The organism is Leucobacter sp. G161, assembly GCF_001482305.1.
GTDB lineage: Bacteria > Actinomycetota > Actinomycetes > Actinomycetales > Microbacteriaceae > Leucobacter.
Window position 1 is genome coordinate 1 of record NZ_LOHP01000105.1, and the last position, 523, is coordinate 523.

At 68.3% G+C, this 523-nt stretch carries 2 pseudogenes; both read left to right on the forward strand.

The annotated features are described in order from the left end of the window. Positions 1–62: 62 nt before the first annotated feature. Positions 63–137: pseudogene (locus tag AUL38_RS18030) on the forward strand (hypothetical protein); the annotation flags it as partial. Positions 138–267: 130 nt separating this feature from the next. Further along, positions 268–523, forward strand: a pseudogene (locus tag AUL38_RS18035) (3-isopropylmalate dehydrogenase); the annotation flags it as partial.

Here is a 523-nt window from a genome sequence, read left to right on the forward strand (position 1 = left end):
AGCTCTGGCAGGAAGTCTTCGAGACCGTCGCCGCACGATACCCCGAGGTCGAGACCGACTACGTGCACGTCGACGCGATGTGCTTCCACCTGCCGCTCACCCCCGAACGCTTCGACGTCGTCGTCACCGACAACCTCTTCGGCGACATCATCACTGACCTCGGCGCCGTGATCCAGGGCGGCCTCGGCGTCGCAACGAGCGCGAACCTCAACCTCGACGGCAGCGCACCAAGCATGCTTCGAAGCGATCCACGGATCCGCCCCCGATATCGCGGGCACGGGCTGGGCAAACCCCTCGGGAGCGGTCCTGTCACTCGCGCTCATGCTCGGCCACCTCGCCGACGGCGAAGCCGCACGCGCCGTCGAAGCCGCAACCGTCGAGGTCCTCGGATCCCTCCCAGCGCTCTCGGGTGCCGCGATGGGTGCGACGACTGCGGAGCTCGGAACACGCATCGCAGCGATCGTACGCGAGGGCCACGCCAACACCGACCTCGTCCCCGACTCCCTCCTCGCCACCCTCGCGA